This is a genomic window from Kosakonia sp. ML.JS2a (assembly GCF_025642095.1).
Taxonomy (GTDB): Bacteria; Pseudomonadota; Gammaproteobacteria; order Enterobacterales; family Enterobacteriaceae.
Map to the genome: position 1 here is coordinate 3499754 of NZ_CP106754.1, position 25183 is coordinate 3524936.

Sequence of the window (25183 nt, forward strand, 5' to 3'; positions counted from 1 at the left end):
CGCTGAGCGGAGCTGGAACCCACAAAACCGCGCCGATCGGTCCCCTCTCCCCCGTGGGGAGAGGGTTAGGGTGAGGGGAAACCAGCACTACCCCTTAATCTTCGGATCCAGCGCGTCGCGCAGACCATCTCCCAGCAGGTTAAACGCCAGCACGGTCAAAAAAATCGCCAGTGACGGAAACAGCGCCACATGCGGCGCTATCACCATATCAGCCCGCGCTTCATTCAGCATTGCGCCCCACTCCGGCGTCGGTGGCTGCGCCCCCATTCCCAGAAACGAAAGGCTGGCGGCAGAGATAATCGAGGTGCCGATACGCATGGTGAAATAGACCACAATCGACGACACCGTACCCGGCAGAATATGGTGGAACAGGATCACCGCATCGCTGGCGCCAATGCTACGGGCGGATTCAATAAAGGTTTGCTGTTTCAGCACCAGCGTATTGCCACGCACCAGCCGGGCAAACGCCGGAACCGAAAACACTGCCACGGCGATAATCACGTTCGCCATCCCGCTGCCCATCACCGCCACCACCGCAATCGCCAGCAGAATGCCGGGGAAAGCGAACAGCACATCGCAGATGCGCATGATGATCCGGTCCCACCAGCCTTCGTAGTAGCCCGCCAGCAGCCCCAGCACCGTGCCAATCAGTGCGCCAATCAACACGGCAAACACCCCGGCGGCCAGCGAAATCTGCGCGCCCACCAATACGCGGCTGAAAATATCGCGCCCGAGAGAATCAACACCAAACAGATGCACCAGCGACGGACCGTCGTTCAGCCGGTCATAATCAAAGTAGTTTTCAGCGTCGAACGGAACAATCCACGGGGCAATTATCGCCAGCAGGATCAACAGCAGCACAAACAATCCGGCAGTCATCGCCAGCGGCTGGCGGCGAAAACGTCGCCAGAACTCATCCCATGGGGTACGCACATGACCCGGTTTGACCACGGGCATGGCGTTTAAAATCGCCTGTCGACGCCAGTTTAACAGTCGCATCCTTACTTATACCTGATCGCAGGGTTAATGGCGGCGTAGAGCACATCCACCACTAAGTTGATAAGAATAAACTCCAGCGAGAAGAGCAGAACTTCCGCCTGGATCACCGGGTAATCACGCATCTCAACGGAGTCCACCAGCAGTCGTCCTAATCCCGGCCAGTTAAAGACTTTTTCCACCACAATCGATCCGCCAAGCAGAAAACCGAACTGCAGCCCCATCATCGTCACCACCGGGATCATTGCGTTGCGCAGGCCATGTTTGAGGATCACCCAGCGCTCGCTCACGCCTTTCGCGCGGGCCGTACGCATATAGTCTTCGTTCAGCACTTCAACGAATGACGCGCGAGTAAAGCGCGCCATCACGGCCGCGACGGCCGCCCCCAGCGTCAGCGACGGTAGAATATAGTGCCGCCAGCTATCCGCACCCACGGTCGGTAACCAGCCCAGTTCAACGGAGAAGAGCTGCATCAGCGCCATCCCCAGCGCAAACGCCGGGAAGGAGATACCGGTAACTGCCAATGCCATGCCCAGGCGATCCGGCCAGCGGTTACGCCACACCGCGGCGGCAATCCCCGCGCCAAGACCAAACAGCATCGCCCAGCCCATGCTGGTGAGGGTTAACAACAGCGTGGGCATAAAGCGACTGGCGATCTCTTCCGACACCGGGCGACGGGAAGCCATCGAAATCCCGAAGTCACCCTGCACCACGCTGGTCATGTAGTGCCAGAACTGCACCCACAGCGGCTGATCGAGCCCCAGTTGGCTGCGCACCATGGCGATCACCTGCGCGTCCGCCTCCGGCCCGGCAATCAGCCGCGCCGGATCGCCCGGTAATAAATGCACAAATAAAAACACCAGCACAGCCACGATCAATAACGTCGGGACCAGGCCCAGCAGGCGTTTGATGATATAATTCAGCATCGCTCGTTCCATGCCCCCCGCGGTCCTGCAAGGGGGAATGCGTTAGGGTTGCAAATCAGCATCGTCAAAGCTGAACCCGGTATCCGGCATGATGTAGAACCCGGTCAGCTTCTTGTTATGCGCCGAAACCAGTTTTTCCACAACCAGCGGCACCCACGGAGAATCCTGCCAGATAATGTCCTGCGCCTGTTTATACAGACGTGCTTTTGCCTCCGTGCTGGTTGTCTTCAGCGCATCGGTAAAATCTTTATCCACCTGTGGGTTACGGTAAAAGGCGGTATTAAACTGGGTTGGCGGCCAGTTCCAGGAGGCAAACAGCGGCGACAACGCCCAGTCCGCTTCCCCGGTCGAGGCAGACCAGCCGGTGTAAAACATTCGCACCCCGCTCTCTTTCTGCCCTTTGCCTTCCACTTCCGCCGCGCGCTGCCCGGCATCCATCGCCGTCACCTGCACTTTAATGCCCACCTGCGCCAGTTGCTGCTGGGTAAACTGCAGCACCTTCTGCGCGGTGCTGTGATTATGCGAGGACCACAAGGTGGTACTGAACCCCTGCGGATAGCCCGCCTCTTTCAGTAATTCACGCGCTTTAGCCGGATCGTAGGGCCACGCCGGGTAATCCTGCGAGTAGGCAATAGTCGGCGGTACGATGCCCGTCGCGGGCGTGGCGTACCCGGCAAAGGCCACTTTTACCAGCGCCTGACGGTTAATGGCGTAGTTAATCGCCTGGCGTACTTTCGGGTTATCAAACGGTTTTTGCGTCACATTCATACTGATGTAACGCTGCATAATCGACGGGCTGGCGACCAGCTCAAGCTTGCTGTTGCGTTTGAGCACTTCCGCCTGCTCGTAAGGGATCGGGAAAGCAAACTGCGCCTCGCCGGTTTGCAGCATTGCCGCCCGCGTGTTGTTATCCACCACCGGTCGCCAGGTAATAGAGTCCAGCTTCGGCAGGCCTTTTTGCCAGTAGCCCGCGAACTTTTTCACCTTCACATAATCGGTCTGATTCCAGGCCTCAAACGCATACGGCCCGGTGCCCACCGGGTGGAAACCAATATCGCCACCGTATTTTTTCAGCGCCGCCGGAGAGATCATCGCCGTCGCCGGGTGCGCCAGAATATTAATAAACGCCGAGAACGGCTGTTTCAGGGTGATTTTCACCGTCGAGGGATCCACCACCTCGGTTTTGTCGATGTTCTTATACAGGTTGTAACGCTTCAGGCTGTTCGCCGGATTGCTGGCGCGATCGAGGTTCACCTTCACCGCAGCGGCATCGAAATCCGTGCCATCCTGGAACTTCACCCCCTGACGCAACGTAATGGTGTACTCCAGTCCATCGTCGGAGACGGTATAGCTCTGCGCCAGTACATTCTCCAGTTTCATCTCTTTATCAAGGCCAAACAGCCCCTGATAGAAGGATTTCGCCACCGCCTGCGACAGGGTGTCATTCGCATCGTAGGGGTCGAGCGTGGTGAAATTGGATCCCACGGCGACAACCACGTCTTTCGCGGCAAGGGCCGGGGCGGCAATCAGCAGAGATACCACGCCAAGCGCGACCAGCCCGTTACGTGAAACGCATTGTGTCATGTTGTTCTCCAGAAAAACCCTGCCAGTGCTCAGTTAAAAACGGGACTGCGTGCTGCCAGGCGTGGAGCGGGCAACAAAGTGCCCTGGTCCTACGTTCTGTAGCTGCACGCGCTGCATCGACTCGCCGCGTTTGCGGATATTGCTGGGCATGTCATCAGACAACAACACGCGCTGTGCATGACGATGCGCAGGGTCGGCAACGGGAACCGCCGACATCAATTTACGCGTATAAGGATGCTGCGGGTTTTCAAACACCGCACGACGCGGGCCAATCTCCACGATTTGCCCGAGATACATCACCGCAACCCGATGGCTAATGCGCTCCACCACCGCCATATCATGAGAAATAAATAAAAATGCGATCCCCAATTCGCGTTGCAGATCGAGTAACAGATTGATGATTTGCGCGCGGATAGAGACATCCAGTGCCGATACGGCTTCATCCGCCACCACCACGCGCGGGTTAAGCGCCAGCGCCCGCGCAATGCAAATACGCTGGCGTTGGCCGCCGGAAAATTCGTGCGGGTAACGCCACGCATGCTCCGGTTTTAACCCGACACGCTCCAGCAACCATGTGACCCGTTGCCTCCCCTCTTCTTCGCCGAGGAGGTTATGCACCCGCAGCGGTTCAATAATCGAATCGCCCACCGTCTGGCGCGGGTCGAGCGACGCGTAAGGATCCTGGAAAATAAACTGAATATCCCGGCGTAAACGCTGCAGTTTACTGGCTGGCAAGGTATCAATGCGCTCACCGTTAAAGGTAATTGAGCCGCCCTGATTCTCCACCAGCCGCAGCAGTGCCCGCCCAGTCGTCGATTTGCCGCTACCGGACTCTCCCACCAGCGACAGCGTTTCGCCGGGCCATAAATCAAAACTGATCCCCTCCACCGCATGCACTTCTTTGTTCACGCGGTTAAGAATGCCGCTGCGCAACGGGAAGCACGCCACCAGATCCCGCACCTGTAAAATGGGCTCGCCCGGCACCACGGTATCCTGCTCAATCTCCGCTTCCTGATGCTGCGGATCGTTGACTGAAATCAGCGGGAAGCGACGCGGTAGATCGCGGCCATTCATCGCGCCCAGTTTAGGCACGGCAGCCAGCAGTGCTTTGGTATAAGGATGCTGCGGATTGCGGAAAACCTGCTCTACGCTACCGGTTTCCACCGCTTCCCCCTGGTTCATCACCAGCACGCGGTCGGCGATATCCGCCACCACGCCCATATCGTGGGTGATAAAAATCACCCCCATCGACATCTCTTTTTGCAACACAGAGATCAGTTGCAGGATCTGCGCCTGGATAGTGACATCCAGCGCAGTGGTCGGTTCATCAGCAATCAACACCGCCGGACGGCACGACAGCGCCATTGCAATCATCACGCGCTGGCGCATCCCACCGGAAAGCTGGTGCGGGAAACGGGAAAGAATAGACTGTGATTCGGGAATGCGCACCAGATCGAGCATCCGCCGCGCTTCGATTAATGCTTCTTCGCGCCCCAGTTTCTGGTGCAGGCGAATCGACTCGGCAATCTGCTCACCCACCGGAAACACCGGGTTGAGCGAGGTCATTGGCTCCTGGAAAATCATCGCAATATCCGCCCCGCGTACACTGCGCATTTGCGATGATGAGAGCGTGGTCAGATTCACTTTTTGCCGGTTGCGGCGCGTCAGATACATATGATCGCAACTGACCTCGCCGCCCGCCTGTTCAATCAGACGCAACAGCGATAATGCAGTCACGGATTTACCGGAACCAGACTCGCCGACAATCGCCAGCGTTTCGCCCCGTTTCAGCGAGAAAGAGAGGTGACGTACCGCCGGGGTGATTTGTTTGTCATCGCGAAACCCGATCTGCAAATTGCTGACATCAAGCACAACCTCTGCTTCAGCCTCAAACCCTTGCGACACCCCAGACTCCTTATTCACGATAAATGCCTACGCTCGGCGTATCACCCGCATAGCCCCAGGCGCGATACATCCCCTCACTGTTAAACGGCAAAGCGACGTTACCTTCACGATCGACGGCGATTAGCCCGCCGCTACCGCCCAGCGCCGGTAATTTTTCCATCACCACCGCTTCACAGGCTTCGTGCAGGCTAAGGCCACCGTAATCCATCAATGCGGCGATATCGTAAGCCGCCAGCGTACGGATAAACACCTCGCCCGTGCCGGTGCAGGAGACCGCCACGCTGACGTTGTTGGCATAACACCCGGCACCGGGTAGCGGACTATCCCCCACGCGCCCGGGCAGTTTGTTGGTCATACCGCCGGTGGAGGTCGCCGCCGCCAGATTGCCATGCTTGTCCAGCGCCACCGCGCCGACAGTACCCATTTTTTTGCTCTCATCGAGCGGCGCAGAGCCATGATCGAGCATCGTTTGCCCCGCATCACGCGCCTGCAGTAACTGTTCAAAACGTTCCGCTGTGGAAAACAGACTCGGCGATACCGCAGCCATTCCGTGGGAGAAGGCAAACTGCTCGGCGCCTTCGCCAATCATCAGCACATGCGGGCTTTGCTCCATCACCAGGCGCGCGGCAAGGATCGGGTTACGCAGCCGACTGACGCCCGCCACCGCGCCCGCCAGCAAGGTATTGCCGTCCATAATACAGGCATCCAGCTCGTGGGTTTCATCACGGGTAAAGACCGCGCCGATCCCGGCGTTAAACAGCGGGCACTCTTCCAGTAGTCGTACCGCTTCGGTCACCACATCCAGTGCGCTTTCACCGGCGTCCAGCATGCGCTGCCCGACCTCCACAATCGACGAAAGCACGTGCGCATAGCGCTGCTCTTTCTCCGGGCTCATGTTGGCACGGGCGATCGCCCCAGCCCCGCCGTGTATTGCAATGACTGCTTTTGCCATAGTTTTCGCCCGGTTTTACTTTGTCTGCGAAGATTTCTGAATATAGAAAGTCGTTACAACGATGTAAAGGGACGTGATTACAATGGGGTAGCCGCAAGGCATTCAGACACGGGTCCTTTTCTGCCATAATAGGCGCTTCAACGCGTTGACTGGATAATAAATATGGAATCCTCACATGGCCTGATGTCGCTGGATACGGCCCTCTCTCAGATGTTGTCACGCATTACGCCGCTAAACGACCGCGAAACCCTGCCGCTGACGGCCTGTTTTGGTCGCGTGGTGGCGCAGGATATTATTTCTCCGCTGAATGTACCGGGTTTTGATAATTCAGCGATGGATGGTTACGCCGTACACCTCGCCGACCTGCGCAGCGGGACCCCACTACCGGTCGCCGGTAAAGCGTTTGCCGGGCAGCCGTTCGACGGCGAATGGCCAACAGGGACCTGCGTGCGCATTATGACCGGCGCACCGATCCCCGCCGGGTGCGACGCGGTGGTGATGCAGGAACAGACGGAACAGAGCGATGCCGGGATCCGCTTTACCGCCGATGTGCGTGAAAATCAGAACATCCGCCGCGCCGGTGAAGATATCCGGCAAGGTGCGTGCGTGTTCTCTGCCGGCACCAAACTGACCGCAGCCGAACTGCCGGTGCTGGCGTCGCTGGGCATTGCCGACATCCCGGTAGTGCGTAAAGTACGTGTGGCGCTGTTCTCCACCGGGGATGAGTTACAACTGCCGGGGCAACCGCTGGCGGAAGGGCAAATTTACGATACCAACCGCCTGTCAGTGCACCTGATGCTGGCGCAATTGGGCTACGAGGTCATTAACCTCGGTATTATTCCCGACGATCCGCAAAAATTACGCGAGACCTTTATCGCTGCCGATAGCCAGGCCGATGTGGTGCTCAGCTCTGGCGGCGTGTCCGTGGGCGAAGCGGATTACACCAAAACCATTCTGGATGAGCTGGGTGAAATTGCCTTCTGGAAGCTGGCGATCAAACCCGGTAAACCGTTCGCCTTTGGCAAGCTCAGCCGCAGCTGGTTCTGCGGCCTGCCTGGCAACCCGGTTTCAGCCACTCTCACGTTCTACCAACTGGTGCAGCCGCTGCTGGCAAAACTGAGCGGCGATACTGCGCCTGTGCAGCCGCTGCGTTTTCGCGCCCGGGCGGCAGAGCGCCTGAAAAAATCGCCGGGGCGTCTCGACTTCCAGCGCGGCGTGGTGAGCCGTGGCGAAGACGGCACGCTGGAAGTGCGCAGCACCGGGCATCAGGGGTCGCATATTTTCAGTTCTTTCAGCCAGGGCAACTGCTTTGTGGTGCTGGAGCGCGAACGCGGTAACGTTGAAGCGGGTGAATGGGTGGATGTGGAGATGTTCAATCATCTCTTCGGAGGCTGACCATGGTCGAAGAACTCAGTGATGCGGAGATGATGCGCTATAACCGCCAGATAATTCTGCGCGGTTTTGATTTTGACGGCCAGGAGCAGTTAAAAGCCGCACGCGTACTGGTGACAGGCCTTGGCGGTCTGGGCTGCGCGGCTGCGCAATACCTGGCCGCTGCCGGGGTGGGTCAGATGACGCTGCTGGACTTCGACACCGTGGCGCTCTCCAATTTGCAACGCCAGACGCTGCACAGCGATGCGAGCATTGGCATGGCGAAAGTCGACTCTGCCCGCGACTCGCTGCTGCGCATTAACCCACACGTGCACTACACAACGTTAAATGCATTGCTGGATGAAGCGGACCTGTTTGCTCAGATTGCCGCGCATGATCTGGTGCTGGATTGCACCGATAATGTCGCCATCCGCAATCAGTTAAACGCGGGTTGCTTCCGGCATAAAACGCCGCTGGTTTCCGGCGCCGCTATCCGCATGGAAGGGCAAATCAGCGTCTTTACCTGGCAAGAAAACGCGCCCTGCTACCGCTGCCTGAGCCGTCTGTTTGGCGAAAACGCCCTCACCTGCGTGGAAGCGGGCGTGATGGCGCCGCTGGTCGGCGTCATTGGTTCGTTACAGGCGATGGAAGCCATCAAGGTGTTGACCCATTACGGCACGCCTGCGGCGGGGAAAATCGTCATGTACGACGCAATGACCTGCCAGTTCCGCGAAATGAAACTGCTGCGCAACCCGGCCTGTGAGGTGTGCGGCGACTAACGCCTGAGTGCCGGATGGCGCAATGCTATCCGGCCTGTAAACCTGGCCGGGACATCCGGCAGACGCGCAAAAATGTGACCTTTCCCATACTTTAGAACCCGCCCTCTGCAACCCGTCGGAGAATTGACCATTATCAAAATAACTTTCATTCGAAAGTCATTTAATCTTCATACGCAACATGGAGACGATCATGATTTTCAACATTCAGCGCTATTCCACCCATGATGGCCCCGGCATCCGCACGGTCGTGTTCCTGAAAGGATGCTCATTGCGCTGCCGCTGGTGCCAGAACCCGGAAAGCCGGGCGCGCACGCGAGAGCTGCTGTTCGATGCGCGGTTGTGCCTGGCAGGCTGCGATCTGTGCCAGCAAGCGGCCCCGCAGGTGATTGAGCAGGTGCTGAATGGCAAGCTGATCCACCGGGAAAAACTCAATGATGCATACCTGGATGCCCTGACCCACTGCTGCCCAACCCAGGCACTGACCGTTTGCGGAGAGGAGCAATCCGTTGATGACATCATGGCAACCGTCCTGCGTGATAAACCGTTTTACGATCGCAGCGGCGGCGGGTTGACCCTTTCCGGCGGCGAGCCGTTTATGCAACCAGAACTGGCGCAAGCGTTGTTACAGGCCAGCCACCAGCAGGGCATCCATACGGCGGTGGAAACCTGTCTGCATGTGCCCTGGCGCTACATCGAACCCTCGCTGCCGTTTGTTGATCTTTTCCTCGCGGATTTAAAACAGGTGGATGAGGCGCTATTCCGCCAGTGGACCGACGGCAGCGCCAGGCGCGTACTCGACAATCTTCAACGCCTGGCGCAGGCGGGCAAACAGATAACCATCCGCGTACCGCTGATCCCGGGTTTCAACGCCGATACCGCGTCCATCAGCGCCATCACGACCTTCGCTGCGGAGGTGTTAAAGGTCCGCGAGATCCATTTTCTGCCGTATCACACGCTGGGCATCAATAAGTATCACCTGCTCGGCGAACCCTACTCTGCTCCTGAAAAGCCGCTTGATGATCCGCAATTGTTGGACTTTGCCCAGCACAAAGCCCGCCTGAGCGGTCTGACCGCGACATTACGAGGATAAAAACGATGACGACGCTGCAACTGAACACACTGACCGACCGCATTAAGGCGCACAAAACCGCGCTGGTGCATATTGTGAAACCGCCGGTCTGCACCGAGCGCGCACGCCATTACACCCATATCTACCAGCAGCATCTGGATAAACCCATCCCGGTGCGCCGCGCACTGGCGCTGGCCCACCACCTGGCACAGCGCACCCTCTGGATCAAACACGATGAGCTGATTATCGGTAACCAGGCCAGCGAAGTCCGCGCGGCACCAATCTTTCCGGAGTACACCGTTTCATGGATTGAAAAAGAGATTGATGATCTGGCAGACCGCCCCGGTGCGGGGTTTGCCGTCAGTGACGAGAATAAACGCGTGCTGCATGAGATTTGCCCGTGGTGGCGCGGCCAGACCGTGCAGGATCGCTGCTACGGCATGTTTACAGACGAGCAAAAAGCGCTGCTGGAGACCGGCATCATTAAAGCGGAAGGCAATATGACCTCCGGCGATGCGCATCTGGCGGTGAACTTCCCGCTGCTGCTGGAACGGGGACTCGACGGACTGCGCCATCAAGTCGATGAGCGCCGCACACGCATTAACCTGACGGTGCTGGAGGATCTGCACGGCGATCAGTTTCTGAAAGCCATTGATATCGTGCTGGAAGCGGTCAGCCTGCATATTGAACGCTTTGCCGACCTTGCACGTAAAATGGCCAGCGAAGAGCCGCGTGAACATCGCCGCAACGAACTGCTGGCAATCGCGGGAAACTGCCTGCTGATTGCCCATGAGCCACCGAAAACCTTCTGGCAAGCGTTGCAACTGTGTTACTTCATCCAGTTGATTTTGCAGATAGAATCCAACGGCCACTCGGTGTCGTTCGGTCGTATGGATCAGTATCTCTACCCTTATTATCGCCGCGATGTGGAGTTGCAGCAGTCGTTGCAACGGGAAGACGCCATCGAGTTGTTGCACAGCTGCTGGCTGAAGCTGCTGGAGGTGAACAAAATCCGCTCCGGTTCGCACTCTAAAGCCTCCGCGGGCAGCCCGCTGTACCAGAATGTGACCATCGGCGGTCAGCTATGGCGCAACGGTGAAGCCCAGGATGCGGTCAACCCACTCTCTTACGCCATCCTTGAGTCGTGCGGTCGCCTGCGCTCCACGCAACCGAATCTCAGCGTGCGTTACCATGCCGGGATGAGCAATGACTTCCTTGACGCCTGTGTACAGGTGATCCGCTGCGGCTTCGGCATGCCTGCGTTTAATAACGATGAAATCGTAATCCCGGAATTTATCAAACTCGGCGTTGAACCCGCGGATGCGTACGACTACGCGGCAATTGGCTGTATCGAAACCGCAGTCGGCGGTAAATGGGGCTACCGCTGTACCGGTATGAGCTTTATCAACTTCGCCCGAGTGATGCTGGCAGCGCTGGAAGGCGGTCGCGATGCCACCAGCGGGAAGGTGTTCCTGCCGCAAACTCAGGCGCTTTCCAAAGGGAATTTCCCTGGCTTTGATGACGTGATGCACGCCTGGGATCGGCAGATCCGCTACTACACGCGTAAATCCATTGAAATTGAGTATGTGGTCGACACCATGCTGGAGGAGAACGTGCCGGATATTCTCTGCTCCACGCTGGTGGATGACTGCATTGAGCGAGCGAAAAGCATTAAACAAGGGGGCGCTAAATATGACTGGGTGTCCGGCTTGCAGGTCGGTATCGCCAACCTCGGTAACAGCCTGGCAGCAGTAAAAAAACTGGTTTTTGACCAGGGGCTTATCGGGCAGCAGCAACTGGCGCAGGCGCTGGCAGAAGACTTTGACGGCCTGACGCATGAGCAACTCCGCCAGCGACTGATAAACAGCGCGCCCAAATACGGCAACGATGACGACAGCGTCGATACGTTACTGGTGCGCGCCTATCAAACCTATATTGATGAGCTGAAGCAGTATCACAATCCGCGCTACGGTCGCGGCCCGATTGGCGGCAATTATTACGCCGGGACGTCCTCCATCTCCGCTAACGTACCGTTTGGTGCCGCCACCATGGCGACGCCGGACGGGCGCAAAGCGAAAACGCCGCTGGCGGAAGGAGCAAGCCCGGCCTCCGGTACCGATCACCTGGGGCCAACGGCGGTTATCAGCTCGGTGGGTAAACTGCCGGTTAGCGCGATCCTCGGCGGCGTGTTACTCAATCAGAAGTTAAACCCCGTCACGCTGACTAACGACAGCGATCGGCAAAAACTGATGGCGCTGCTGCGGACGTTCTTTGAGGTGCACAAAGGCTGGCACATTCAGTACAACATCGTGTCGCGCGAGACGCTGATTGACGCGAAAAAACACCCGGATCAGTATCGCGATCTGGTGGTGCGAGTGGCCGGGTATTCAGCGTTCTTTACTGCCCTGTCGCCGGATGCGCAGGACGATATCATTGCCCGCACCGAACATACCTTGTGATATGTCCCCTCACCCTAACCCTCTCCCCACAGGGGAGAGGGAACCGGCCGGTGCGGCTTTCTCCTCACCCTGCCTCTCTCCCCACAGAGGAGAAGGAACCGTTCGGTGCGGCTTTCTCCTCACCCCGGCCCTCTCCCCACAGAGGAGAGGGAACCGATCGGTGCGGCTTTCTCCTCACCCTGCCCCTCTCCCCACAGGGGAGAGGGAATCGATCGGTGCGGCTTTCCCCTCACCCTGACCCTCTCCCCACAGAGGAGAGGGAACCGATCGGTGCGGCTTTCCCCTCACCCTGCCCCTCTCCCCATAGGGGATAGGGAACCGTCCGGTGCGGCTTTCCCTCACCCTGACCCTCTCCCACGGGGGAGAGGGAACCGTTCGGTGCGGCTTTCTCCTGACTTAATTTTCGTTCCATGGCGAAGGGGGAACTATTCTTCTCCCTCTCCCTTCCAGGGAGAGGGCTGGGGCGAGGGTTACCGCAACATTCACCGCATTCCCCGCCCGTTTCTCAACCATCCACTTTCATTCGAAATAAAATTTGTGCATCGGCTCACATTATCTCTAGAATGTTACTCGTCGCAGTTACATTCAGGAGCCAGGTATGACCGTCAAAGTTATCGTCACGGATATGGACGGAACTTTCCTTGATGACGCCAAGCAGTACGATCGCACACGCTTTATGGCGCAATTCAAACAACTTCAGCAGCGCGGTATTGAGTTTGTGGTCGCCAGCGGCAACCAGTATTACCAGCTGATCTCCTTTTTCCCGGAGCTGAAAGAGACCATCTCCTTTGTCGCCGAAAACGGCGCACTGGTGTATGAGCACGGTCAACAGTTGTTTCACGGCGAGCTGACGCGTCACGAGGCGCAAGTGGTGATTGGCGAGTTGCTGAAAGACAGTAGCCTCAACTTTGTCGCCTGCGGTCTGGAAAGCGCTTATGTCAGCGAAAACGCCCCGACGGAATTTGTCGATTTGATGTCGAAGCACTACTACCGTTTAAAACCGGTACGTGATTTCCAGCAGATTGACGACACGTTATTTAAATTCTCACTTAACCTGCCGGACAGTGAAATCCCGCAGCTGATTGATGAACTGCATGTCTCACTCGATGGCATCATGAAACCTGTCACCAGCGGTTTTGGGTTTGTCGATTTAATTATTCCCGGCTTGCATAAAGCCAACGGCATTACCCGCCTGCTGAAACGCTGGCAGATTTCGCCGCAGCAGTGTGTGACCATTGGCGACAGCGGCAATGACGCCGAAATGTTGCGCATGACCGATCTCTCCTTTGCCATGGGCAATGCCGGTGAGGCGATCAAGGCCATCGCCCGCCACCAAACCGATGACAATAATCATCAGGGAGCACTGAATGTGATTCAGGCCGTCCTCGACCATACCGCCCCGTTTAACGACTAATCTTCTGCCGGAGCGCCCGCTCCGGCTTCTTCCCTCGTCACTTTTCCGCTTTGTGCTCCTCATCAAGTTTTTAAACTTGCATTAACTTATTTTTAACTTAAATTATCATTTGTAAGTTAAATTACTTTCGAATGAAAGAAAGAGAGGTTCACATGGCTTTTACCCGCGAGACGCTGCCCGCCGATCACCCGGCGTCCATTCGTCAGATGAAACAGGAACTGCGCGCGCAGATTGGCGATGTGCAGGCTGTCTTTAACCGACTGAGCGAACGGATCGCCGCCCGCGTGGCTGAGATTAACGCCCTCAAGGCGCAGGGCGATGCCGTCTGGCCGCAGATCCCCTTTGCCGACATTGCCCACGGGCGGGTAACGGAAGCACAGCGGGCGCAGGTTAAACAGCGTGGATGCGCGGTGATTAAGGGGCATTTCCCCCGCGAACAGGCGCTCGGTTGGGATCGATCAATGCTTGATTACCTTGACCAGAACCACTTTGACGATCTCTACAAAGGGCCGGGCGACAGCTTTTTTGGCACGCTGGAGGCTTCGCGCCCGGAGATTTACCCCATTTACTGGTCGCAAGCACAAATGCAGGCGCGTCAGAGCAACGAAATGGCCGCCGTACAATCGTTCCTTAACCGGTTGTGGCGCTTTGAAAGTGAAGGCAAGCAGTGGTTCGATCCGGATGTGAGCGTGATCTACCCGGACCGCATCCGCCGCCGCCCACCTGGCACCACCTCGAAAGGGCTCGGCGCGCACACCGATTCCGGCGCGCTGGAGCGCTGGCTGTTACCGGCCTATCAGCTTGTTTTCGCCAGCGTGTTTAGTGGCAAACCGGAGGAGTACGATCCGTGGAATGCCGCACACCGTACCGAAGTAGAAGAATACACGGTAGACAACACCACCAAATGCTCGGTATTTCGTACCTTCCAGGGCTGGACGGCGCTGTCCGATATGATCCCCGGACAGGGTTTGCTGCATGTGGTGCCCATCCCGGAAGCGATGGCGTATATCCTGTTGCGCCCGTTGCTCGACGATGTGCCGGATGAGGAGCTGTGTGGCGTCGCGCCGGGGCGCGTCCTGCCGGTTTCAGAGAAGTGGCATCCGCTGCTGATTGAGGCGCTGACCAGCATCCCCGCGCTGGAAGCCGGGGATTCGGTGTGGTGGCATTGTGATGTGATCCACGCCGTCGCACCGGTCACCAACCAGCAGGGCTGGGGCAATGTGATGTACATTCCTGCCGCGCCGCTGTGCGAGAAAAACCTCGCCTATGCACGCAAAGTGAAAGTCGCGCTGGAACAAGGCGCATCACCGGGAGACTTCCCCCGCGAAAACTACGAAAGCGACTGGTCGGGGCGCTTCACGCTAAACGATCTGAACCTGCACGGTAAACGCGCGCTGGGCATTGAGGTTTAAGCGTCGTACAACCCTTCGCGCTCCACGGCGGTGCGTTGCTGCCCCGGGCGTATCCGCCGTACTGACTCGCGCACCGCAAGCAGGCCGTTAAGCAGTAACGAACCGGTCGGCGCTTGCGGGCGGATCAGCCGCTGTTGCAACAGATGCACCGCTTCAACACCCAGTTCATCACGTGGTACGTGTACCGCGGTGAGCGGCACATCCTGAATGGCCGCCAGATTGAACGCATCAATGCTCATCACCGACACATCCTGCGGCACGCGTAATCCCCGTTGCTGCAACGCACGCACCGTCCCTTCCGCCATAAAATCGCCTCCCACCAGAAACGCGGTCGGCGTGAGCTTATTCGCCGGGGAATCCAGCCACTCCGCCACCCGTAACTCGGCCTCTTTGGCGCTAAAGCTCGGGACGGTGATCAGATCCCGCTTGCTGTTAAAGCGCAGATTCTGCTGCTGCCAGGCGGCTTTGATCCCGGCCAGGCGCAAATCCATGGTATAGCGACGCAGACACATGACATTCACCACGTCCCGGTGGCCCATATCAAAAAGATAGCGGGCGGCAAACTCACCAATCGTCTGGTGATCCGGTGCGATGGACGGCAGACGCATACGCCCGTCGCGGCAATTGATCAGCACACAGGGTTTTCCGAGATCCGCCGCCAGCTCATGAATATGCGGATCGTCAATGCCTAACAGGATCGCCGCCTGAGTTTCTGGTGCATTCATGCGTGCCAGAAATTCATTGGCGTCGCTGTCCAGCTCTTCCAGTGCGCAGTAACGCAGCCGTACTTCGTGGGGGTCCAATGCTTTGTTAATGCTCTGAATAACGCGGTAATAGAAGATGTCGGAACGCTCATCGAAAGCCCGTTGCGGTGCGAAAACGATCAGGTTATTCAGCAGCAAGCGCCCGGCGGCTATCCCCTCCATCACCCCGAGTTCGCGAGCACACGCCAGCACCGCCGTCCTGGCTTTTTCGCTGGTGTTCGCCTTTCCCGCCAGCACGCGGGAAACGGTGCTGGTCGACAGGTTGGTTCGGCGGGCAATTTCGCTGATTTTTAGCTTTTTATCCATTCTGTGATCTTGCTCCGTTTCCGAAATGGGAAAATTTTCATGAGACAGAAACCCTGATATTCATGGTCTGAAATGGATTCTGCCCCATGATGAGCATCATTAATGGGAATCCTTGCACAAAATCCGCTATGGCTGCCGATCTTTCTCGCCTAACGTAAACATGTCGTACAACTTCCATACTAGTTGTATACGTAATGACGACAAAAACGGAAAAAAATCATCACGCGAACCAATCCGGTATAACACATTCCGGGTGGCGCGCTTCGACTTCCCTACAAGACGATGTGCGGAGAAAAGAATGAGCCAGGGAATCAACAACGAAATGGCGGCCAGCAAGAGCCGCCGGATAGTCAAAAAACTACGCTGGTGGGTATTGGTGCTGTTTTTATTCGGCGTGACGGTGAACTACATCACCCGTAACTCGCTGGGTATTCTGGCCCCGGAACTGAAAACCAGCCTCGGCATTACCACAGAACAATATTCGTGGATTGTCGGTGCGTTTCAGTTGGCTTACACCCTTTTTCAGCCGCTCTGCGGCTGGCTGATTGATGTGATTGGCCTGAAAGTCGGCTTTATGGTGTGCGCCATTATCTGGGCGCTGGCCTGTATCTTCCACGCTGGCGCAGGTAGCTGGCTGCATCTGGCAATATTGCGTTTCACCATGGGCGCATCGGAAGCCGCGGCAACGCCGGCGAACGCCAAAACCATCGGCGAATGGTTCCCGAAATCCGAACGCCCGGTCGCTGCCGGTTGGGCGGGTGTGGGTTTCTCCATCGGCGCAATGCTGGCACCGCCCATCATCTACTTTGCTCATGCCTCTTTTGGCTGGCAGGGCGCCTTTATGTTTACCGGCGTGCTGGCGTTGCTGTGGGTCATTTTGTGGTGGGCGTTTTACCACAATCCGGATAAACACCCGAATCTGAGTAAAGAAGAACTGGCGTTTATCCAACAGGATAATGAACCGCCAGCCGTCAAACTGCCCTTCCTGACCGCACTGAAAACGGTGTCGAAAAACAGACGTTTCTACGGTATCGCCATCCCGGCGTTTATGGCGGAGCCGGCCTGGGCGGTGCTGAGCTTCTGGGTACCGCTCTATCTGGCAAAAGAGCACGGTATGGATCTGAAACAGATCGCCATGTTTGCCTGGTTGCCGTTCCTGGCAGCCGACCTCGGTAGCGTGGCGAGCGGCTACCTGACCAAACTCTATACCCGCTGGTTTGGCTGCACCCGCGTTAACTCTGTGGTTGCCAGCTCCGTCACCGGCGCATTCCTGATGATTTCGTTAGCCATTGTCGCCATTACCCGCGATCCGTACATCACCATCGTGCTGATCTCAATTGGCGGTTTTGGCCATCAAATCATCTCCTGCATGCTGAGTGCGCTGGTGGTGGAGTCGTTCGATAAAGGCCAGATGGCGACCGTGAACGGGATGCGCGGCTCAGCGGCGTGGATCGCCAGCTTCCTCTTCTCACTGTTGATTGGCGTCACCGCCGACAAAATCGGCTTCAACCCGCTGTTTATTGCCATGGGTTTCTTTGACCTGATTGGCGCTCTTTTCCTGGTGGCATTTATTGCTGAACGTCGCGCTAAACGCGCATGATTGTGGATGTCTGATATGAAAACCCTGAAGAACTGGACGTTGCAAAAACAGGCGGCTCACCATGTTGAGCTATTGGTGGACGGGCAACATACGCTGTGCCTCTATATCCTTGAGGAGAACCTGTTCCGCGTGCTGCTAAAGCGTAAGGGCGAGCTGGCGCTGGACAGAACCTGGAGTATTGCACCGGGTGAAGATGTGCCATGGGAAGGCCGCGCACGTGAGGATTTATCCGGCTTTGGTCTGCCAACATGGTCGCTCACTGAGCAGCAGGAGACGCTGACGGTGCAAAGCGCGCAGTTGCGGGTGACCGTGCATCAACCGCTGTGGCTGGAGTGGCATTACCGTAATGACGCGGGCGAGTGGCAGTGGCTGGCAGGCGATCGCCCGACCAGCGCCTATCTGCTGAATGCGCACGGCGATGGCGTGGCGCACTATCTCAGCCGTAAAAAAGAGGAGCGTTTTTATGGCCTCGGCGAAAAAGCCGGCAATCTGCAACGTAACGGTCAACGCTACGAAATGCGCAACCTCGATGCCATGGGCTATAACGCGGTCAGTACCGATCCGCTGTACAAACATATTCCGTTTACCCTGACCCGCCGCGACGATATCAGCTACGGCCTGTTTTATGACAACCTCAGCAGTTGCTGGCTGGATCTGGGCAATGAGATCGATAACTACCACACCGCCTACCGCCGCTGGCAGGCAGAAGCGGGCGATATCGATTACTACCTGTTTACCGGCGCGCGCGCGCTGGATGTCACCAAAGCCTTTGTACGTCTGACCGGGAAAACGCTGTTCGGGCCAAAGTGGAGCCTGGGCTACAGCGGTTCAACCATGCATTACACCGATGCGCCGGATGCGCAAAACCAGCTGATGAACTTTATTCGCCTGTGCGAAGAACACGCCATTCCGTGCGATTCGTTCCAGCTCTCTTCCGGTTATACCTCGATCAACGGCAAGCGTTATGTCTTTAACTGGAACTATGACAAGGTGCCGCAACCGAAAGTGATGACCCGGGCATTCCACGATGCCGGGCTGAAACTGGCGGCGAATATCAAACCTTGCCTGTTGCAGGATCACCCTCGCTACAACGAAGTGGCGGAAAAAGGGTTGTTTATTCGCGACTCCGAAACCGATGCGCCGGAACGCTCAAGCTTCTGGGATGATGAAGGTTCCCATCTCGATTTCACCAACCCGCAGACCGTAGCCTGGTGGCAGGAAGGCGTGACCACACAGTTGCTGGAAATGGGTATCGACTCCACCTGGAACGACAATAACGAGTTTGAGGTGTGGGACGGCGAAGCGCGTTGCCAGGGATTTGGCCGCGAGATCGCCATCAAACATATTCGCCCGGTGATGCCACTGCTGATGATGCGAGCGTCGATGGAAGCCCAGCAGCGTTTCGCACCGCAAAAACGCCCGTATCTGATCTCGCGCTCCGGCTGCGCCGGGATGCAACGTTATGTGCAAACATGGAGCGGCGACAACCGCACCAACTGGGATACGCTGCGCTATAACACCCGTATGGGCGTGGGGATGAGCCTGTCCGGCCTGTATAACGTGGGCCATGATGTGGGCGGTTTCTCCGGCGATAAACCGGACGCAGAACTGTTTGTGCGCTGGGTGCAAAACGGCGTGATGCATCCGCGTTTTACCATTCACTCCTGGAATGACGATCAGACGGTGAACGAGCCGTGGATGTACCCGGCCATCACCCCGGCCATCCGCAGTGCGATTGAATTACGCTACCGCCTGCTGCCGTACCTGTATACGTTGTTGTGGCAAGCGCACGCCGATGATGAACCGATGTTGCGCCCCACGTTCCTCGATCACGAGCATGACGCGCAAACCTTTGAGGAGTGCGATGACTTCCTGCTGGGTCGTGACCTTCTGGTTGCGAGCGTGGTGGAGCCGGGCCAGCGTGAACGCCGCGTCTGGCTGCCGGCCAATGACACCGGTTGGTATGATTTCTACAGCGGAACCTGGTATGCGCCAGGGCAGTGGATAACTCTGGATGCACCGCTGGAAACCCTGCCACTGCTGGTGCGCGCCGGTGCCGGTTTGCCGCTGAGCGAGCGCATTACCCACGTGGATGCGAAAGCGGACACGACCCGCGAACTGCAACTGTTCCCGGTCAAAGGCACGGGGCGCTCCGCCGGTCTGCTGTTTGAAGATGACGGTGAATCCTGGGGTTATAAAGACGGCAATGCACTGTGGCTGGAGTGGGAAATGGTCTGCACCGGCAGCGAGGTTGATCTGCAGATACGCACGCGCGGCGACTACCGCCCGGCCTGGAAAGCCCTGAAAGTGACGCTGCCTGCCGGTGATAAGCGCACGTTGCGTGTCAATGGCGTGGCGGCAAACGAGTGGATACTGGCGTAATGTCCCCTCACCCTGCCCTCTCCCCATAGGGGAGAGGGTAAAAAACAGGTGCCAACATCACAGGGGAGAGGGTAAAAAAACAGGTGCCAACATCACAGGGGAAGCGGGTTTACATCTCCCCCTCCCCATAGGGGAGAGGGTAAAACACGGGCACCAACATCACAGGGAAGCGGGGTTATATCTCCCTCTCCCCATAGGGGAGAGGGTAAAACACGGGCACCAACATCACAGGGAAGCGGGGTTATATCTCCCTCTCCCCATAGGGGAGAGGGTAAAACACGGGCACCTACATCACAGGGAAGCGGGGTTATATCTCCCTCTCCCTTTCAGGGAGAGGGCGGGGTGAGGGTAAAAAATTACTCAATACCCTGACTGCGCAGGTAATCTTCATAATTCCCGGAGAAATCCACCACGCGCTGCGGCGTAATCTCAATCACACGCGTTGCCAGTGAACTCACGAACTCGCGGTCGTGAGAAACAAAGATCAGCGTGCCCTGATACATCTCCAGCGCCATGTTCAGCGACTCGATGGATTCCATATCCAGGTGGTTGGTCGGTTCATCCATCACCAGGATATTCGGTTTTTGCATCATCAGCTTACCGAACAGCATGCGACCTTTCTCGCCCCCGGAAAGCACCTTCGCCGGTTTTTTGATATCGTCCTGGCTGAACAGCAAACGACCGAGGATGCTGCGCACCGCTTGCTCGTCATCACCTTCCTGTTTCCACTGGCTCATCCAGTCAAACACGCTCAGATCGTTATCGAAATCTTCCGCGTGATCCTGCGCGTAGTAGCCAATCTGCGCATTTTCGGACCATTTCACCGTGCCGTTGTCGGCTGGCAGTTCGCCCACCAGCGTTTTCAGCAGGGTGGTTTTACCCACGCCGTTCGCCCCCAGAATGGCAATCTTCTCGCCCACTTCCAGCAGCAGATTGAAGTTTTTAAACAGCGGACCTTCATCAAAGCCTTTGGTCAACGCTTCTACTTCCAGCGCATTACGGAACAGTTTCTTGTCCTGCTCGAAGCGGATGAACGGGTTCTGGCGGCTGGACGCTTTCACTTCTTCCAGTTTGATCTTATCAATCTGGCGAGCGCGAGAGGTGGCCTGACGCGATTTAGAGGCGTTAGCGCTAAAGCGGCTGACGAAAGATTGCAGGTCAGCAATCTGTGCCTTTTTCTTGGCGTTATCCGCCAGCAGACGTTCACGCGCCTGGGTCGCTGCGGTCATGTACTCGTCGTAGTTGCCCGGATAGACGCGCAGCTCACCGTAGTCGAGATCCGCCATATGCGTGCACACCATGTTGAGGAAGTGACGGTCGTGCGAAATGATGATCATGGTGCTGTCACGCTCGTTCAGCACTTGCTCCAGCCAACGGATGGTGTCGATATCCAGGTTGTTGGTCGGTTCATCGAGCAGCAGAATGTCCGGGTTGGCGAACAGCGCCTGCGCCAGCAGAACACGCAGTTTCCAGCCGGGAGCGACTTCGCTCATCGGGCCGTAATGCTGTTCAACCGGGATGCCAACGCCCAACAGCAGTTCGCCCGCGCGCGCTTCGGCGGAGTAACCGTCCATTTCGCCATACTGCACTTCGAGATCGGCGACTTTGTAACCATCCTCTTCGCTCATTTCCGCGAGGCCGTAAATACGGTCGCGTTCCTGCTTCACCGCCCACAGTTCAGCGTGGCCCATGATGACCGTGTCAAGCACGCTGAACGCTTCAAAGGCAAACTGGTCCTGACGCAGCTTACCAATGCGCTCGTTAGGATCGATAGAGACGTTACCCAACGTCGGCTCTAAGTCGCCGCCGAGGATTTTCATAAAGGTGGATTTACCGCTCCCGTTGGCGCCGATCAGGCCGTAACGGTTGCCGCCGCCAAATTTGACGGAAATATTTTCAAACAGCGGCTTGCTGCCGAACTGCATGGTGACGTTGCTGGTGACTAACACGGAAGTATCCTGAAATATGTGACAAACACCCTATTATGCCACAAATCCGAATGAGATTCCTGTTCGCTGTCAGTCCGCTAAACTGCAACCAAAGGGAAAAAAGTGTGATTTCGTACACATCTGAATTCCCTGGACGGTGGAATGCACATATAATGCGCTTCCTGCATTCTCAACCCAATGGCCTGTGTGGCAAAAATCTCGCACAACATGAACATGAAATTAACAACCCTTTTCGCGGCGGCCTTTGCCGTCGTGGGATTTTGCAAAAGCGCGTCTGCTGTTACTTATCCGCTGCCGACTGATGGCAGCCGTCTGATTGGCCAGAACCAGATCGTGACTATCCCGGAGGGCAATACACAGCCTCTGGAATATTTTGCGGCGGAATACCAGATGGGTCTGTCCAACATGCTGGAAGCCAACCCGGGCATTGATGCTTACCTGCCGAAAGGTGGCACCGTCATGAACGTTCCGCAGCAGTTGATTCTGCCGGACACGGTTCACGAAGGGATTGTCATCAACAGCGCGGAAATGCGTCTCTACTACTATCCGCAAGGCACTCACACGGTGATCGTGCTGCCAATCGGTATCGGTCAGTTGGGCAAAGATACCCCGATTGCCTGGACCACCAAAGTTGAGCGTAAGAAGAACGGCCCAACCTGGACGCCGACCGCAAAAATGCACGCGGAATACGCAGCAATGGGTCAACCGCTGCCGCCTGTTGTCCCGGCCGGTCCGGATAACCCGATGGGTCTGTACGCGCTCTATATTGGCCGCCTGTACGCGATCCACGGCACCAACGCCAACTTTGGTATCGGTCTGCGCGTAAGCCACGGCTGTGTGCGTCTGCGTAACGACGACATTAAATTCCTGTTCGAAAACGTGCCGGTCGGTACGCGCGTACAGTTTATTGATGAGCCGGTAAAAGCCACTACCGAACCGGATGGCAGCCGCTACATCGAAGTACACAACCCGCTCTCCACCACCGACGCCCAGTTCACTGGAGGCGAGATCGTGCCGATTGCGCTGACCAAAGCGGTACAAACTGTTACCGGTCAGTCTGATGTTGATCAGAACGTGGTTGACCAGGCGGTGCAGAACCGTTCCGGTATGCCGGTTCGTTTGAACTAATCCCGGTTTGCTGGCCTGCCAGGCCGGGTGACGCGACGCGTATCCGGCCTGGAGAATAAGGCTCAGCTGACACCGGCAGAAAAAGCGGAGATGATTCTCCGCTTTTTTTTATCCGTTATTGACCACAATGACCCCGCCGTGATCGTAACGATAATGGCAGTGGGCGTACTCCAGCGGCGTGCCATCTTCCAGATAGATCACCTGCTCCACCTCCAGAACCGGATCGGTGTCTTCGCAGTTAAGGTACTGCTTATCTTCCGTGCCGGGCTTCAAGGCCCGCACAATGCGATATGAGCCCATGATCTTCAGCGCCAGCTCTTCCTGCACGTAACGAAACACCGAGCTTTCCAGGTGCCCGCGATTGAGTCCCGGTACCAGATTGACCGGCATCAGGGTAAATTCCAGCGACACGGGCTCACCTTCCAATAAACGCAAGCGATTAAAGTCATAGACCGGGTCGTCCGGCCCTACCAGCAAAGAGGCCTGCTCTTTTTCCGTCGGGAAACGTAATTCAAAGCGGATAATTTTACTGGTGACTTCACCGACGTTTTCCCAGGTTTTGGTCGCCCCAAAGTAATCACTGCCCGGCAGGTCCCAGCGTGACAGTTGCAGGAAATTCTTGCGGATAAAGGTGCCCTGCCCCTGGCGGCTGTAGACCAGCCCCTCCACAATGAGCTGCCGCATCGCCTGCTGAATAGTCATCCGGCTGGTGGCAAACTCGGCCGCCAGTGCAAACTGATCCGGCAACGGCGCACTGGCGGAGTACTGCTGGCTGAGAATGCGGCGCTTCATTTCCCGCGCAATAGTGATGTATTTTGCCGCCATATCCCTTCCTGCTGTTTTTAGTCTATCCCGTTGTTTCTTAAGGCCACTCGCTCAGAGATTTTGAGGAAAGGCAGGTAGAAGAATACACCAAAGATGATGATCAGCAACTGCACCACCACCGCCCGCCAGTCCCCTGCCGTTGCCAGCCAGGCACTCAGCACCGGCGGCGTTGTCCAGGGGATCATCACCACGCAGCGCGACATCCAGCCGAGCGTGGTGCAGAGCCAGGCAAACCAGATGCCTATCGCCGGAAGTAGCACAAAGGGGATCATCAACGGCAGGTTGAACACAATCGGTAAACCGAAGATTACCGGTTCATTAATATTGAACAGACCGGGAGAAATAGCGAGCCGCGCCACCTGCTTCGACGATTTCTGTCGGGCGAAAATAAAGATCGCCAGCAGCAGCGAAATCGTACTGCCGGTACCGCCAATCATGCCGAATGTCGGCACGAAAATACTGTTGATGATGTGCGGGATAGGTTGCCCGTTGGCAAAGGCCAGCATGTTCTCATTGGTGTTGATCAATAAAAACGGTTCGAGGATCACCCCATTGACCACCGTCTGGTGGATCCCCAGCGTAAACAGGAAGTTGCCAAAACTGTAGATGAACAGCGTCCCCGGCAGGCTGGTGTTGATTTGCCGTAACGGTTGCTGAATCAGTGTGGTGATCAGGTGGATCAAATCCGTGTTCAGCAGGTTGGCCAGCAGCGCCGCCACAATGGCAAATACCGATAACGTAATGATGGTCGGAATTAGCGCCGAGAAGGATTTCCCCACCGCCGACGGCACATTATCCCCCAGAGAAATAGTGAATTTCTTCACACTGGCCACGCGGATAAACAACTCCGTTGACAGCAGACCGATAATCACCCCGGCGAAAATTCCGGTGGAACCAATATTGGTGAAAGAGAGCATCTGGCTGACAGTTACGCTGGCTTTACCGCCCACGGGTACCACGTCGAGGTGCATTGGCATCATCATGATAAAGCTGCACAGAGCAATGACCACGGCGGAGACCGGGTTATCAAAGTTCTTATTGCGCGCCAGTGACCAGGCCGTCATCGGTGCAATCAATAACGCCGCGATATTCAGCGTGCCATTGATCACCGCTTCGCCCCACACCTTAAAGCGCGCCAGCGTTTCCCCCTCGAACACCCAGGGAAAGATCACGTTATTGATCAGCACCGCCAGCCCGGCGAGGATAAAAATGGGCATCACGGCAGCAAAAGCGTCGCGCAGGGAACGCAAGTGCACCTGATTTGCCAGGCGGGCGGAGAAATCGACAAACTTATCGACAAACGACTGCATGTTGGGCGTGATTTTCGTATCAGACATCGCGATGCCTCCCTCAATCCGTCAC

General features: G+C 56.8%; 18 protein-coding genes. 9 read left to right on the top strand and 9 right to left on the bottom strand.

The genetic code is table 11. The features are described 5' to 3' along the window. Positions 1-87: 87 nt before the first annotated feature. The 5 genes from gsiD to iaaA are packed head-to-tail and all read right to left on the bottom strand — an operon-like array spanning position 88 to position 6363. Positions 88-999 carry a glutathione ABC transporter permease GsiD gene (gene gsiD, locus N7922_RS16655; RefSeq protein WP_088237149.1) on the bottom strand — a complete coding sequence of 304 codons (912 nt, stop codon included), beginning with the start codon at positions 997-999 and terminating at the stop codon, positions 88-90. 2 nt (positions 1000-1001) lie between these two features. Continuing rightward, positions 1002-1922, bottom strand: coding sequence for a glutathione ABC transporter permease GsiC (gene gsiC, locus N7922_RS16660; RefSeq protein WP_263097390.1), 921 nt, complete (start codon positions 1920-1922; stop codon positions 1002-1004). A gap of 42 nt (positions 1923-1964) precedes the next feature. Then, a complete protein-coding gene (gene gsiB / locus N7922_RS16665; RefSeq protein WP_263097391.1) occupies positions 1965-3506 on the bottom strand; it encodes a glutathione ABC transporter substrate-binding protein GsiB in 1542 nt (513 codons plus the stop codon). 33 nt (positions 3507-3539) lie between these two features. After that, entirely contained in the window at positions 3540-5411 is a 1872-nt protein-coding gene (gsiA, locus tag N7922_RS16670; protein ID WP_263097392.1) for a glutathione ABC transporter ATP-binding protein GsiA, read from the bottom strand. 10 nt (positions 5412-5421) lie between these two features. Continuing rightward, the gene (gene iaaA / locus N7922_RS16675; protein ID WP_263097393.1) at positions 5422-6363 is read right to left on the bottom strand and encodes a beta-aspartyl-peptidase; all 942 of its coding nucleotides are present in this window, start codon (positions 6361-6363) and stop codon (positions 5422-5424) included. 162 nt (positions 6364-6525) lie between these two features. On the opposite strand from iaaA, the gene moeA reads away from it, so the two are divergent. From moeA to N7922_RS16705, 6 genes are all read left to right on the top strand, one after another. Then, positions 6526-7758 (top strand): molybdopterin molybdotransferase MoeA, encoded by a 1233-nt coding sequence (gene moeA / locus N7922_RS16680; protein ID WP_263097394.1) that lies wholly within the window; start codon positions 6526-6528, stop codon positions 7756-7758. 2 nt (positions 7759-7760) lie between these two features. Continuing rightward, complete coding sequence (moeB, locus tag N7922_RS16685; RefSeq protein WP_263097395.1) at positions 7761-8513, top strand: molybdopterin-synthase adenylyltransferase MoeB; 753 nt, start codon at positions 7761-7763, stop codon at positions 8511-8513. Between the two features lie 190 nt (positions 8514-8703). Then, entirely contained in the window at positions 8704-9603 is a 900-nt protein-coding gene (locus tag N7922_RS16690; protein WP_263097396.1) for a glycyl-radical enzyme activating protein, read from the top strand. A 5-nt stretch (positions 9604-9608) separates the two neighbouring features. Continuing rightward, complete coding sequence (locus N7922_RS16695) at positions 9609-12041, top strand: formate C-acetyltransferase/glycerol dehydratase family glycyl radical enzyme (protein WP_263097397.1); 2433 nt, start codon at positions 9609-9611, stop codon at positions 12039-12041. Positions 12042-12639: 598 nt separating this feature from the next. Beyond that, entirely contained in the window at positions 12640-13455 is an 816-nt protein-coding gene (locus tag N7922_RS16700) for a Cof-type HAD-IIB family hydrolase (RefSeq protein WP_263097398.1), read from the top strand. A 152-nt stretch (positions 13456-13607) separates the two neighbouring features. Continuing rightward, on the top strand, positions 13608-14867 hold the full coding sequence (locus N7922_RS16705; protein ID WP_411554146.1) for a DUF1479 domain-containing protein: 1260 nt from the start codon (positions 13608-13610) through the stop codon (positions 14865-14867). On the opposite strand, the gene N7922_RS16710 is transcribed toward N7922_RS16705, so the two are convergent. Beyond that, positions 14864-15937: a LacI family DNA-binding transcriptional regulator gene (locus N7922_RS16710; protein ID WP_263097400.1), complete on the bottom strand. Its 1074-nt coding sequence runs from the start codon at positions 15935-15937 to the stop codon at positions 14864-14866. The genes N7922_RS16705 and N7922_RS16710 overlap by 4 nt on opposite strands. Before the next feature lie 298 nt (positions 15938-16235). Between N7922_RS16710 and N7922_RS16715 the strand changes: the two genes are divergently transcribed. Together N7922_RS16715 and N7922_RS16720 are read left to right on the top strand one after the other, a co-directional pair. Continuing rightward, positions 16236-17537: an MFS transporter gene (locus N7922_RS16715; protein ID WP_263097401.1), complete on the top strand. Its 1302-nt coding sequence runs from the start codon at positions 16236-16238 to the stop codon at positions 17535-17537. A 15-nt stretch (positions 17538-17552) separates the two neighbouring features. After that, positions 17553-19919, top strand: a complete 2367-nt coding sequence (locus tag N7922_RS16720) for a glycoside hydrolase family 31 protein (RefSeq protein WP_263097402.1) — start codon at positions 17553-17555, stop codon at positions 19917-19919. A gap of 356 nt (positions 19920-20275) precedes the next feature. On the opposite strand, the gene N7922_RS16725 is transcribed toward N7922_RS16720, so the two are convergent. Beyond that, positions 20276-21868 carry an ABC-F family ATPase gene (locus tag N7922_RS16725; RefSeq protein WP_263097403.1) on the bottom strand — a complete coding sequence of 531 codons (1593 nt, stop codon included), beginning with the start codon at positions 21866-21868 and terminating at the stop codon, positions 20276-20278. A gap of 207 nt (positions 21869-22075) precedes the next feature. Here N7922_RS16725 and ldtB point away from each other — a divergent pair, with 207 nt between their 5' ends. Further along, positions 22076-22996 carry a L,D-transpeptidase gene (gene ldtB, locus N7922_RS16730; protein WP_263097404.1) on the top strand — a complete coding sequence of 307 codons (921 nt, stop codon included), beginning with the start codon at positions 22076-22078 and terminating at the stop codon, positions 22994-22996. A 108-nt stretch (positions 22997-23104) separates the two neighbouring features. On the opposite strand, the gene N7922_RS16735 is transcribed toward ldtB, so the two are convergent. Together N7922_RS16735 and N7922_RS16740 are read right to left on the bottom strand one after the other, a co-directional pair. After that, a complete protein-coding gene (locus N7922_RS16735; RefSeq protein ID WP_263097405.1) occupies positions 23105-23821 on the bottom strand; it encodes a GntR family transcriptional regulator in 717 nt (238 codons plus the stop codon). A 17-nt stretch (positions 23822-23838) separates the two neighbouring features. After that, complete coding sequence (locus tag N7922_RS16740; protein ID WP_263097406.1) at positions 23839-25158, bottom strand: PTS sugar transporter subunit IIC; 1320 nt, start codon at positions 25156-25158, stop codon at positions 23839-23841. Positions 25159-25183 lie beyond the last annotated feature (25 nt).